The sequence below is a fragment of the Wolbachia endosymbiont of Drosophila ananassae genome (genome assembly GCF_008033215.1).
Classification (GTDB): domain Bacteria; phylum Pseudomonadota; class Alphaproteobacteria; order Rickettsiales; family Anaplasmataceae; genus Wolbachia; species Wolbachia pipientis.
Genome location: NZ_CP042904.1, coordinates 852,955 through 865,806, shown reverse-complemented (window position 1 = coordinate 865,806; position 12,852 = coordinate 852,955). Strand labels below are relative to the sequence as shown.

Genomic DNA, 12,852 nt, shown 5'->3' with positions numbered 1-12,852 from the left:
ACTAATTTAAAGCAGCCTATTCTATAAATTTTTTTACCATGCTTGATTTCAAGCCACGAATAAAATCTTCAATACTGCAAGGATTTCTCCCTTCCATTTGTACAACTTTAGGAATTAAAGTGCCACCTTTTAAACTTATGTGCATATTATCGTTAACAATCTTACCTTGTTCTGAAGCGAGAGCTTCAAAGTCAGCATCAAGTATCCTGATACGTTTATTCTCTATCTTGATAAACGCTTTTGGGTAAAACGCTTTAACCTTTCTATAAGCAACTTCACAGGCATCACTTGCATAAATTTTATAGTCTTCCACTTTGTCAGCGTAACATGCATCGTTATCGTTCTGTTTTAAGGGAAGCTGTTTTTCAATTTCGTTTAGCACTTTCAGCAGTAAATCACTGCCTAGCTTAGATAATTTATCATGCAATGTCTTGTAGTTATCGTTCTTTTCGATAAGAAATTTTTCCTGTTTTAAAATAGGGCCAGAATCTAATCCTTCATCCAGTTGCATAATGCTAACCCCGGTTTCTTGATCTCCTGCTAAAATTGTGTGCTGTATCGGAGCTGCACCGCGCCACCTCGGTAGTAATGAAGGATGAATATTAATACAACCATATTTTGGAATATTCAAAATTTCTCTTGGAAGTATCAATCCATACGCGGCAACAACCGCAACGTCTGGCTTGAAATTTCTAAATTTTTCTTGCTCTGCCGAGAACTTTAGAGAGATAGGAGTACATACCTCTATGTTACTTTCTTCAGCGATAACATGTACTGGAGATTTCATTGGCTTCTGTCCACGCCCCGAAGGTTTTGGAGCCTTGGTGTATACTGCCACCACTTCGCTCTTTGATTTCAGTAACAAGCTCAGAGAATTAACAGCAAATCCTGGTGATCCCATGAAAATAATTCTCATGGTGTTTTTGCTTTAAGAATTCTCCGCTAATTTACCACTTACAGTTTCTACTAATTTGGCAAAATCATCCTTATAATTAACTGCCATCTCAGCAAGAATTTTTCTATTTAAATCAATGCCGGCAAGTGTAAGACCATGCATAAACCTACCATAGGTAAGCCCATGCTCTCTTGCTGCTGCATTAATACGTATTATCCATAAGCTACGGAAATCACGTTTACGGGTTCTTCTGTCTCTATAAGCATATTGCAGTGCTTTTTCAACTCTTTGTAATGCAATTCTATAACAACTTTTTGCGCGCCCTCTATAACCCTTTGCCAGTTTCAATATTTTTTTATGGCGAGCGTGAGTAGTGACTCCACGTTTTACCCGAGCCATTTTATTTTACCTCCATTTTGTTAAATACCGTAAGGCATATGAAGCTTAACTATACGCGAGTCAGATTTACCAAGAATCGTTGTACCGCGCTGATTACGAATATTAGATTTACTTCTCTTTACCATGCCATGCCTTTTGCCTGACTGAGTAGAAATAACTTTACCCTTAGCTGTAAGGTGAAAGCGCTTTTTCACAGAAGATTTGGTTTTTAATTTTATTTTCTTCATATTCCAAATAAATTTACAAGCACTACTATTGAGTTCTTTAATAGTAATTAAGCATTAGTATAAATAATTTTATTAAAGAATCAAATTAAAATTGTATATTAAAGGAGTTTAAAAGTAATTACGCCCAATATGTGTGTTATACCTTCTTTATTCCCAAGTGGCAACAATACTTGCCTCATTTTAACACTTTCACTTTCTTCCTCTTCATTGATTGGGCATTTACTCTCTATTACAGTATCAAGTTTATCAATGACTGCATCTATTTTATATAGTCGCAGAAATGGTGCATCAATTGCATACTTATTATCAATGCGCGTCTTTTTCTCAAAACCATAGAATTCAACGGCCTTTTCTCCTGCATTTTCGCAAATATAACCTTGATCTTTGACTTCAATGATAAAACAATGCTGCCATGACTCCATTATTTCTGCAGTGTCTATTTCATGCCTTTCTGGCCAATCTCTGTCTGATCCTTTTATGTCATTCCAGTGTTGAGTCACCACATTTGCTATTCTTTTTTCTTTGCCTACATAAATTTCCATTCCAATTTCCACATATAAAACACAGATATGAGGTAAATTTATCGTGAATATATTGATTTTTTCTTACCACAAGGTGCATGTCACTAGAAGTTCTGAGATCTAGAGAGTGGTATTGATTTTATTTCCATTACAACTTATTATTTATAGATAACCTCAATAAAAACGATGAAGCTAAACGAAATCAGAGAAAGATTTATAAAATTTTTTGTAAATAATGACCACGAGCAGGTTTCTTCTTCTCCTTTGATTCCAGAACATGACCCAACGCTCATGTTCACAAATGCTGGTATGGTGCAGTTTAAAAATATTTTTACTGGTGCTCAAAAAACTGAAATGAAACGTGCTGTCTCAAGTCAAAAGTGCCTAAGAGCAGGCGGTAAACACAATGATCTTGAAAATGTTGGCTATACAACTCGGCATCACACATTTTTTGAAATGCTCGGAAATTTTAGCTTCGGTGATTACTTTAAGGAAACTGCGATAGAATTTGCGTGGGAATTTATCACTAAAGAGTTATCTCTTGATAAAAACAGACTATCCATAACCGTCTACCATACTGATGATGAGGCGTACGAGATTTGGCGTAAGATAAGTGGCTTTTCAAGTGATAAAATCATAAGAATTACAACGGATGATAACTTTTGGAGTATGGGAAATACTGGTCCGTGCGGTCCATGTTCTGAAATTTTTTATGACCATGGGAGTCCTAATTTACAAGAGGGCGATAGAATTGTTGAAATCTGGAATCTGGTATTCATGGAGTTTAACAAAGATGAAGAAGGTAATTTACACAAATTGCCAAAAAAATGCATCGATACTGGAATGGGCCTTGAAAGAATAGCGGCTGTTATGCAAAACGTCCATGATAACTATGATATTGATCTATTTTCTGCTCTGATAAGTAAATCACAAGAGTACTGTGGAAGAACGGAAAATAAAATAGCGCATAAGATCATAGCAGATCATCTTCGCGCGGCTGCATTTCTCATCGCAGAGGGGGTGCTCCCTGGAAATGAAGGCAGGAATTACGTATTACGCAGATTAATTAGGAGAGCCGCGCGTTATATCCACCTGCTTGGATATAATGATTCCCTACTCCATCGCGTTTTTCCGGTGCTGATAGATAGCACGAGTTCGGCTTATATGGGGGATATTTATCCTGAATTGATCAGAGCTAAAAGCTTAATAGAAACGACGTTAAAATCAGAGGAAGAAAACTTTAAAGACACTTTGATGAAAGGCATTAGTCTATTGGAAAAATTCACTGCAGATTTAAAATCGGGCGATACTTTGCCTGGAGAATCAGCGTTTAAGCTATATGACACCTACGGATTTCCTTTGGATATTACACTTGATATTTTAAAAGAGAAAAAAATAAATTTTGACCAGAAGGGTTTTGATGATGCAATGGGAGAACAAAAAGAGAGAGCACGTGCTAAATGGGCTGGATCTGGTGAAAAATCTGTTGAGCAAGTATGGTTTGATTTGATCGATAAATTTGGCAAAACAAAATTTGTTGGTTATGAGTTCAATGAAGTAAATGATGCGAAAATACTAGCTATAGTTTCCTCTAAAAATGAAGTAATTGATTCTGCAAAGGAGGGAGAAAAGATAACCATTATACTTGATAAAACACCTTTTTATGGCGAGTCAGGTGGACAAGTGGGAGATACTGGCAGTCTGATCAAATCTGATAGAAGTATTATTATAGTCGAGAATACCAATAAGGTTAATGACCTATATTTGCACAGATGCATAGTTAAGTTCGGTTCAATTTGTAAAGGTAACACAGTTGCAGCAAGCATTGACAAGGAAAGAAGGCAAACCTTAAGAAGAAATCATTCAGCTACACACCTTTTGCACTTTGTATTGAGAAAAATCTTGGGTGATCATGTCACTCAAAAAGGTTCCCTAGTTGCACCGGATAAGTTACGATTTGACTTTAGTCATAACACTCAAGTTACTCAGGATCAGCTATTCTTAGTAGAAGATATGGTAAACTCTCTAATCAGAGAAAACCTTTCTACGTCTACAAAAATTCAGAGCATGAATCAGGCAATAGACGAAGGAGCTATGGCGTTATTCGGTGAAAAATATGGCAACCAAGTAAGAGTAGTGAAGATTGGAGATTCAAGGGAACTGTGTGGTGGCACACACGTTGAACATACTGGAGAAATCGGTTTATTTAAGATAGTAACAGAAAGTTCTGTTGCTTTTGGAGTGAGAAGAATTGAAGCTTTAACTGGTCAAGAAGCAATCAATTATGTACGTGATAATGAAATTAACTTAAAAAAAGTTGCAGAATTCGTAAAAGCGCCAGTGAGTGAAATAATAAACCGATTAAATATTTTAAATCAAGAGCGCAAAGAATCTGAAGCTAAAATAAAAAATTTATATAAAAAACTTATAAGCGCAGAGAGCATAAAAAGCACTGAAATAAATGGAATAAATTTTGTAAGTCATGCTTTTACCAATATTCCAGCGAATATAATAAGAGAGTTTGTTTTGCAGCAACAAAAACCAAAAACGATAATAGCTTTCACGGCAACAGAAAAAGATAAAACAGTCTTGATTATTAAAGTAAGTAAAGACTTAGCTAATAAAATTAGTGCAAAAGAACTAGTATCAATAGCAGTTGAAAAAAATTGTGGTGGGAACGCTGAACTTGCACAAACAGGCTGTGATAGCAATAAAATAGATGATGCCATTACAGCCATTTGTAGCAAAATAGCAGCTTCTAAGCACTCTACGTCATACCACCACGAACCGTCATACCGCCGCGGCGCTAACAAGCAGCGGGATACTTAACCATCGTCTACACCGTCATACCGCGATTCATTCGCGGGATCTCTTAGCCGCTAACAAGAGATCCCGCTAACAAGCAGCGGGATGACGAATTACTATGCCGCCGCGAACCGTCATACCGTTGCAAACCGTCATACCGCGATTCATTCGCGGTATCTCTTAGCATAGATCCCGCTAACAGGTAGCGGGATGACGGTTGTCAGGCTAGCTGTCATCCAAGTAGCTCGACTACTTGGATCCAGGAAAAAGAATGGTGTCATGAAAGTAGCTGACACTGATTCCTTTATGATGGTGTCATCCCAGTGCCCAGACACTGGGATCCAGGAAACTTAATTGCAAGTAATGCATTGGATTTGGTGAGTATGGGTTTTGCGTTATAGAATGAAGCACTTTTGGTGAATTTATAAAGAAAGCTGGATCCCAGTGTCAAGCACTGGGATGACAAGGTATAAACCTTATCGTCATGCCGCCGCGAACCGTCATACCGCGATTCATTCGCGGTATCTCAGCCGCTAACAAGAGATCTCGCTAACAAGTAGCGGGATGACGGTTGTCGTTCAGCCACAAACATTAAGAAATTTACCAAATGAAAAAAAAGGCAAAAGAAGCCCCGTGGTTATTATCCGCTTTAAAATATTGGCGTTTTTTATGTTTTAAACGCTTGACAAGCGAAATTCAGCTGCTTTTAATTGCAACTAACTTACGCTGCAAACGTTTAAGAAATTTACTAAGCAGAAAAAAAGACAAAGAATCCCCGAGTTAGCTAGTCTTTTACTATCTCTGTCGAGTATTGGCATTTTTTGATGTCTTGTAACGCTTTATAAGCGCGTTCAGCTTATTTAGATAAAAATCTAGATGTAGATGAAGTTTTGTAAAGACATACAGTATCTATATACTGCAAAAAATTGAACATAAGACGCCGATACATTAAGTAATCCTTACCTTTTAATCTGCAGATTGGCGAAAGCAAATACAATAGCTTCAGTTTCATGATAAGGGGGCTAGCGGAGTTTGTCAAGGAATTCTTATTAAAACTAAAGAGCTCAAATGAAAGGAGGTAAACTCTAAAGTATACATTTAGTAGCGCTTTCTATGAGAGAAATCGTATTACCTATTCCGTAAAGCTTTATGAAAGATCCCATTCTTGGACCGGTTTTTTGGCCAAGTAACGTTTCATATAATAGCTGAAACCAGTCACGTAAGTTGGTGTAATCATATTTTTTTCCAATAGAAAATACCTGAGATTGAATTTCTTCAGCAGTAGCAGTTGTAGATAGAGAATGTAAAGTGTCCTTCAAATCTAGTAACGCTGCTTTTTCTTTTTCATTTGGAGTTTTATATGATTTTGTTGGCTTGATAAAATCGTGATAATACTTTACTGCAAAGTCTGAAAGTCTATCAAGCATTTTATTATTTTCTGGTGTAACGTTTGGTGCATAAGAGGATATAAAACCCCATAGGATCTCTTTGTTTTCAGCATTACAAGCTGCTGCTAGGTTTAAAAGTAGTGAGAAATTTATGCCTGAAGTTTCTATACTGGGAACATTGCCCTGGTGAATGTGCCAAGCAGGATTATTTATATCCTTTTCTTTGTTCTCATGATAACGCTTTACAAATTCTAAATATTCATCAGTTGATTTTGGTATCACATCAAAATATAAACGTTTAGCTTTTTTAGGACTCTGAAAAATGTACAATGCTAAGCTCTCTGTTGGTGCGTAAGTTAGCCACTCTTCAATTGAAATGCCATTTCCTTTTGATTTTGATATTTTCTTTCCTTCTTTATCAAGGAAAAGCTCGTAGCAAAACAGAAGTGGTGGCTTTTCTCCAAGTATTTCACATATTTGACTTGAAAGCACAGCAGATGGAGTTAAATCTTTTCCGTGAGCTTCGTAATTTACTCCAAATGCGGCCCACCTCATTCCCCAATCAGGTTTCCATTGCAGTTTACATTTTCCTTTTGTCACTGGAACTTCTATTTTTCCCCCGTTTGGGTCTTCATATGTGATTGTTCCTTTCTCTGTATTTGTTTCAATTACTGGAACTTGTAAAACTTGAGAAGTTTTTGGGCATATTGGCAAGAATGGACTATAAGTCTGCTGTCTTTCTTCCCGAAATGATGGAAGCATTACGTCCATCACTTTATCATAATTTTTCAGTAAGAGTAAAAGTTTTTCATCGTAAACGCCAGATTTATAACACTCTGTTGCACTCCTGAACTCGTATTCAAATTCAAACATATCAAGAAATTTACACAACAATGAATTCATATGATGACCATAACTCTGATGAGTGCCAAATGGATCAGGTATCATAGTCAATGGTTTATTTAAGTGCTCTCTTAGCATCTCTTGATTTGGCACATTATCTGGTATTTTTCGCAAACCATCCATATCATCTGAAATTGCAATGATTTTGGTTTTTATACCAGGAGCTATTTTTTTTAATGCATTTACAATAACTGTAGTGCGGAAAACCTCTCCAAAGGTTCCTATGTGGGGTAAACCAGAGGGTCCATAACCAGTTTCAAATATTATTTCTTTTTTATTAGGAAACTCTTGCAATATTTTTTCTGCTTCTTGAAATGGCCAACTTGTCATTATCGGGATTAAATAATGTATCTTAACTTAAAGTGCTACTAGTTTCAATGGCTTTTTAATATAATGATATAGTATTAGTGTTAGAGCTATTATTAGAAGGTTAAAGATATGTCCACAGGTAGTATACAAACAGATCAATTATTTAAAGGTCTTACAAGACCTGCAATGCTCTTTGGTGTGAGTTATATGTTTGCAATATTAAACGTCCTGATTTGCATGCTAATTTTCATTAATTCAAATGATTTAAGAGTGATTCTCTTAATGTTACCAGGTATACATGGACTTGGTTATATAGCTTCTGCAAAAGAACCGTTGTTTATTGAATTATTTATGGTAAAATTGGGAAAGTGCTCGAAATGTTTAAATCGTTTTTACCATGGAGCCAATTCTTATGATATTGCTTAACGTTGTGTGATGCTGAGGTTTAGGGCTATTCAATCAAAGAATAAATCTACTCTGAACAGGGAAGTTCACGCTGCTGAATTTATTCCTTATTCTTGCTATTGGAATAGCACAACCTTGATGACAAAAGAAAATTGGTTGGTTAAGGTTATAAAATTAAGTGGTTTTGCATTTGAAACTGCCGATGACGAGGATTTAGTCATACAGAACAACATCAGGAATCAGATGCTAAGAAGCATTTCATCTCCGGCATTTAGTTTGTATTTTCATACTATCAGACGTAAGAAAAATATTTTTTCTGATGAATTTGCAAGTCAAGGTTTGCCGAATTTTTTCGCTAATCACGTAAATCTAAAATGGAGAGAAAAACACGCAACAAGGCAATCATTTATTAATGACCTATACATTACGATTATCCGTAGAGCGGACACAAAAGGAGTAGAATTTTTGTCACATCTACTAAAAAAATTCGGACATGTAACTTCAAAACATGCTTGGGAAAGTGATATACGTGCCACGTATGAAGATTTAGAGGAAACGACAAATCGTGTAGTGACAAGCCTTAGAAATTATTCGCCTAAAATTCTTGGAGTAAAAGAAACTCCAGATGGTTTGTTCTGCGAAATAATGGAGTTTCTATCTAGAATCGTAAATTGTGGCTTCGTTACAAATACGCTTTTTCCGCTAAGAACTGAAATATCAAGGTACTTACCAGTACATAGGTTATTCTTTGGCCGTAAGATGATACAGGTTGTGACTCATAATGAGAGTAAATATGCTGGAATAATTAGTATCAAAGAATATGGAAATCATACTTCTGCAGGAATGCTTGATTCGTTTTTACAACTTCCTTACGAGTTTATAATTACGCAATCTTTTCAATTTATAAACAGGCAAATGGCGATTGGAAAAATGCAGATACAGCAAAATCGAATGATACAGTCTGCAGATAAAGCTATTTCTCAAATAGCAGAAATTTCTCAAGCGCTTGATGACGCAATGAGTGGTAAGATTGCGTTTGGTCAACATCACCTGACTATTTTATGTATAGAAAAAAGTCCTAAATCATTGGATAACGCTCTGTCGTTGGTAGAATCAGAGCTTTCTAATTGCGGTGTTTACCCTATACGTGAGAGAGTTAACCTTGAACCAGCATTTTGGGCGCAAATTCCTGGTAATTTCGATTATATAGTGAGAAAAGCTACAATAAGTAGTCTTAATTTGGCTGGATTTGCATCTCAACATAATTATCCTACTGGTAATAAATTCAATAACCACTGGGGAGATGCCGTTACAGTTTTTGACACGACATCTGGTACTCCATTTTTTTTCAACTTTCATATAAGGGATGTTGGACACACTATGATAATTGGCCCAACTGGTGCTGGTAAAACTGTTTTAATGAATTTCCTGTGTGCCCAAGCGATGAAGTTTTCTCCAAGGATATTCTTTTTTGATAAAGATCGCGGTGCAGAGATTTTCTTAAGAGCACTTAGTGGTATCTATACTGTAATAGAACCAAGAACTAAAACAAATTTTAATCCTTTACAACTTGATGATACCTCTGATAATAGAACATTTTTAATGGAGTGGATAAAGTCTTTAATTTCGGTATATAATGATAAATTTACTTCAGAAGATATTGCACGAATTAATGATGCAATTGAAGGAAATTTTAAATTAAGAAAAGAAGACAGATTCTTGAGAAACCTCGTACCGTTTTTAGGGCTTGCAGGTCCTGATACTCTAGCTGGGGCAATATCTATGTGGCATGATAATGGTTCTCATGCTGCAATATTTGACAATAAAGAAGATTTGCTAGATTTTTCACGAGCAAGAGTATTTGGTTTTGAGATGGCTAGCTTGCTCAAAGATCCTGTTGCTCTTGGACCGGTCTTGATTTATTTATTTCATAGGATTAGTATATCTCTTGATGGCACTCCATCTATTATCGTTCTTGATGAGGCATGGGCGTTAATAGATAATCCAGTTTTTGCACCCAAGATAAAAGACTGGTTGAAGGTACTGAGAAAACTAAATGCTTTTGTGATTTTTGCTACTCAGAGTGTTGAGGATGCAAGTAAAAGTACTATTAGCGATACGCTTGTACAACAAACAGCGACACAGATTTTTTTACCAAATCTGAAAGCTACTAGTGTCTATCGGGATGTTTTTATGTTAACTGAACGTGAATATATATTAATTAAGCACACAGATCCGAGTACTAGATTCTTTTTGGTGAAACAAGGAGTCAATGCTGTAGTAGCTAGAATAGACTTAAAAGGCCTGGATGATATAATCAACGTATTATCCGGACGTGCAGAAAGTGTTCTATTGTTACACGATATATTAAATGAAGTTGGGGACAACCCAAAAGTATGGTTGCCTATATTTTATCAGAAGGTAAAAAATGTTTAAGACTAAGCTGTCATTGCTATTAATTGCGATATTTTTACTAAATATAGACTTTTTACTCTCATATCCAGTGCTTGCAGATGGAGTAAGTGGTACTGACAAGACAGAATTTGTTAGCAGATTTAATTCCATTGGCAGTTTTAGTCGTGCCTCTAATCCTGATTGTGGAGCGTTTAAAACAGCTGCAGCACTTGCTGGAATAGCGATTGCTGTTGGTGCAATATTTACTGGCATTGTTTTGATCGTTTCTTCTGCTGGTTTGTTTACCGCTCTTGTTATTGTTGGAATGATAGCTGCAATTGTTGGAGTCTGGAAAGCGATAGGAGGGCTTGTTGTTTGTGAACATAGTTTTGTTAAACACCCAGTTGCACGTGATCATGATGGAAAATACAAAAATTTTAAATTAGAAGACACAGGTTATAGTGGCTGCACCAATGAAAATTACCAAACAGAAGAGGAATATTTTTCTTGTTTGCAAAATAAAGCTCGGGAAGACGTGAACAAAAAAGATTATGACGGGAAAAGAGCAGAAAAAGAAGCCTTAAATTCTAACGTTCAGGAGAGTACAGAGAGTTATTACTGGCCAAAAAATGGTGTGCAATACAGTGAATATATAGAAGTATGTCATCGAAACCCTTTAACTTTTGGTAATCTTTTTAATAAGGTAGACTTTAATTCCAGAGGAAAACCTGGATACATAGACTTTGATGTCAGGGAGAAAGACACTGGATACGTAGATGGGTCATGGTCCTCGAAGGTTGATGGTGGTCTGGAATGTAGAGTTCTCAAAGCAGGACAGAGCGAACCCATACATGGAGCTACATTCAAAGCAGTGAGAAAAATGGGCAGATTGTGTGTGGAGTTAGCAAGTGTGAAAATGCTTGGTATCGAAATGACTCCTTGGCCGCAAGGGGTTGATATGGGGTGCACGGAATTGCCACCTGACCCACTTGCTCCTATGTGTGAAAAATCTGTGATGATATTCAAAAATAAAGATGGTACAGGAGAGGAAAAAGTTCCTATTGGTAATAATGATGACTATAAAACTATTATCAGATCTAAAGAAAAAAGACTCAACGGACAAGGGGGGAAAATTTTTGTAGGTTATGATAATGCTGGCTGTTTTAGCTCGTATGTTTCTGAAGCTTGTTATAACCAGGCAGGGAGTAAATCATTAGCTCCTATTCCCGTAACTTCTATGATAGTGCAATGCATTAAGGAATCGTTAGATAATTTAGTTGCAGGTAAAGGTGCACCAAATGGTGAGAGTTTTATATCTGTAGCACAGAAAAGGCTGAAAAACACTGTAACTGCTGTTTTAGTTTTAGCTTTAATACTGTTCTCTATAAAAGCCATGTCTGGTGGAGTTCAGAGGCCTCAAGAAATGTATATGTTGATCATAAAATTCGCTTTAGTGATTTACTTCACAACAGGCAGTACCATGTCTCATTATTATGGAGAATTAACTCGTCTCTCAAATGGTTTGTCAGAGATAGTGCTAAAAGCATCATCTGAAAGTAAAGGCATATGTAATTATAAAGCAGGTACAGATTATGAATATACTCGTGCAGGAAAGAGGGTATCTTACAGTTATCTTGCACCTTGGGATAGGCTTGATTGTAGAATTTTATTTTATTTAGGTGCCCCTTTAGATGGAATTGGTGGCAAAATTGGTACTGGAGGTGTTGCAACGTTAGCAGTCTTGCTTGGTGCTGCTCCTGTCTTATTAGTTGCAGGTTCGGTAATCGGTATTATTTTTGCTGGTGGACAAATTTTAGTAGCTCTTGTCTGTATATTTATGGCCGTTCTGATGATGATGGTTATTTTGTGGCTGTGCTATGTATTTATTTTATCTCTAGTTGCTTTAAGTGTAATCATCATTTTATCACCTTTGTTCATTCCTATGGTTTTATTCCAACACACCAAAGGATATTTTGAAGGCTGGGTGAAAGAGTTGATTACCTATAGCTTATACCCGGTTATCCTTTTTGCGTTTTTGTCCTTTATGTTCATAGCATGTGATAAAATCTATTTTAAAAATTTAAATTTTGAACTGGACGAGTCATATAAAAATGAACAACCGGACAAGTCATATGAAAAGAAACAAGCAGAAATCTCATATAGTAAGAAAAAACAGTGGTTTAAATTGAAAGATGGGGAATGTGATAAAAATGAAACTACTCTTGCATGTATGATGCAAAATTATAGCTTTAAAAAGAGCAGCATACTTGGTCTATTCGACTTTACATACATGGAGTTTGGCAGCTCTCTCATCGGAGAATTATTAAAATTGTGTTTAGTATTATTCCTCTTTTACCACTTTTTAAACATTCTTCCTGGCATGGCTGCTGAACTTGCTGGTAACCATAGAGCAGCACTTGGCTCAGGTCAGACACCTGGACAAATAGTGGGCAAAGCTTTATCTGCTGCCAAAGCTGCTGCTGGGGGTGTTGCTGGAGTTGCTGGTGCTGCTGCTAAGAAGTTGAGTGGTGGAGACAAGAGTAAATCTCGAGGTTCTGGTTCTAGTAGCTCCGAGAGTGTTAACAAAAGCACTGAATGAGTTGGAT

The 12,852-nt window shown here is 36.4% G+C and carries 10 protein-coding genes; 5 read left to right on the top strand and 5 right to left on the bottom strand.

From position 1 onward, the window contains the following. Positions 1 to 16: 16 nt before the first annotated feature. The 4 genes from fmt to EA652_RS04185 all read right to left on the bottom strand — a co-directional run bounded on the left by fmt (position 17) and on the right by EA652_RS04185 (position 2,063). Positions 17 to 916 carry a methionyl-tRNA formyltransferase gene (gene fmt / locus EA652_RS04200; protein WP_012673287.1) on the bottom strand — a complete coding sequence of 300 codons (900 nt, stop codon included), beginning with the start codon at positions 914 to 916 and terminating at the stop codon, positions 17 to 19. Between the two features lie 12 nt (positions 917 to 928). Continuing rightward, positions 929 to 1,294, bottom strand: a complete 366-nt coding sequence (gene rplT / locus EA652_RS04195) for a 50S ribosomal protein L20 (protein ID WP_006279340.1) — start codon at positions 1,292 to 1,294, stop codon at positions 929 to 931. Between the two features lie 20 nt (positions 1,295 to 1,314). Next, positions 1,315 to 1,521 carry a 50S ribosomal protein L35 gene (gene rpmI, locus EA652_RS04190; RefSeq protein WP_007548610.1) on the bottom strand — a complete coding sequence of 69 codons (207 nt, stop codon included), beginning with the start codon at positions 1,519 to 1,521 and terminating at the stop codon, positions 1,315 to 1,317. Positions 1,522 to 1,619: 98 nt separating this feature from the next. Further along, entirely contained in the window at positions 1,620 to 2,063 is a 444-nt protein-coding gene (locus tag EA652_RS04185; RefSeq protein WP_006280113.1) for a PAS domain-containing protein, read from the bottom strand. 165 nt (positions 2,064 to 2,228) lie between these two features. Here EA652_RS04185 and alaS point away from each other — a divergent pair, with 165 nt between their 5' ends. Together alaS and EA652_RS06955 are read left to right on the top strand one after the other, a co-directional pair. Continuing rightward, a complete protein-coding gene (gene alaS / locus EA652_RS04180) occupies positions 2,229 to 4,871 on the top strand; it encodes an alanine--tRNA ligase (RefSeq protein WP_007548612.1) in 2,643 nt (880 codons plus the stop codon). Positions 4,872 to 5,057: 186 nt separating this feature from the next. Then, positions 5,058 to 5,201: a hypothetical protein gene (locus EA652_RS06955; protein WP_153801319.1), complete on the top strand. Its 144-nt coding sequence runs from the start codon at positions 5,058 to 5,060 to the stop codon at positions 5,199 to 5,201. Between the two features lie 731 nt (positions 5,202 to 5,932). Here EA652_RS06955 and EA652_RS04165 read toward each other — a convergent pair. Then, entirely contained in the window at positions 5,933 to 7,468 is a 1,536-nt protein-coding gene (locus EA652_RS04165; RefSeq protein WP_007548613.1) for a lysine--tRNA ligase, read from the bottom strand. 108 nt (positions 7,469 to 7,576) lie between these two features. Here EA652_RS04165 and EA652_RS04160 point away from each other — a divergent pair, with 108 nt between their 5' ends. From EA652_RS04160 to EA652_RS04150, 3 genes are read left to right on the top strand one after another with little or no spacing between them, the layout of a single operon-like run. Then, entirely contained in the window at positions 7,577 to 7,873 is a 297-nt protein-coding gene (locus EA652_RS04160; RefSeq protein ID WP_007548615.1) for a type IV secretion system protein VirB3, read from the top strand. Between the two features lie 9 nt (positions 7,874 to 7,882). Next, entirely contained in the window at positions 7,883 to 10,288 is a 2,406-nt protein-coding gene (locus EA652_RS04155; protein WP_010962886.1) for a VirB4 family type IV secretion/conjugal transfer ATPase, read from the top strand. Beyond that, on the top strand, positions 10,281 to 12,845 hold the full coding sequence (locus tag EA652_RS04150; protein ID WP_012673286.1) for a TrbL/VirB6 family protein: 2,565 nt from the start codon (positions 10,281 to 10,283) through the stop codon (positions 12,843 to 12,845). The genes EA652_RS04155 and EA652_RS04150 overlap by 8 nt, the downstream gene beginning before the upstream one ends. The last annotated feature ends 7 nt before the right edge of the window (positions 12,846 to 12,852 follow it).

Bases quoted from the DNA above. Each gene is read 5' to 3' on its own strand.
- rpmI (WP_007548610.1), bottom strand. From the start codon at position 1,521: ATGAAGAAAATAAAATTAAAAACCAAATCTTCTGTGAAAAAGCGCTTT.
- EA652_RS06955 (WP_153801319.1), top strand. From the start codon at position 5,058: ATGACGGTTGTCAGGCTAGCTGTCATCCAAGTAGCTCGACTACTTGGA.
- EA652_RS04185 (WP_006280113.1), bottom strand. From the start codon at position 2,063: ATGGAAATTTATGTAGGCAAAGAAAAAAGAATAGCAAATGTGGTGACT.
- EA652_RS04150 (WP_012673286.1), top strand. From the start codon at position 10,281: ATGTTTAAGACTAAGCTGTCATTGCTATTAATTGCGATATTTTTACTA.
- EA652_RS04160 (WP_007548615.1), top strand. From the start codon at position 7,577: ATGTCCACAGGTAGTATACAAACAGATCAATTATTTAAAGGTCTTACA.
- EA652_RS04165 (WP_007548613.1), bottom strand. From the start codon at position 7,468: ATGACAAGTTGGCCATTTCAAGAAGCAGAAAAAATATTGCAAGAGTTT.
- rplT (WP_006279340.1), bottom strand. From the start codon at position 1,294: ATGGCTCGGGTAAAACGTGGAGTCACTACTCACGCTCGCCATAAAAAA.
- alaS (WP_007548612.1), top strand. From the start codon at position 2,229: ATGAAGCTAAACGAAATCAGAGAAAGATTTATAAAATTTTTTGTAAAT.
- EA652_RS04155 (WP_010962886.1), top strand. From the start codon at position 7,883: ATGCTGAGGTTTAGGGCTATTCAATCAAAGAATAAATCTACTCTGAAC.
- fmt (WP_012673287.1), bottom strand. From the start codon at position 916: ATGAGAATTATTTTCATGGGATCACCAGGATTTGCTGTTAATTCTCTG.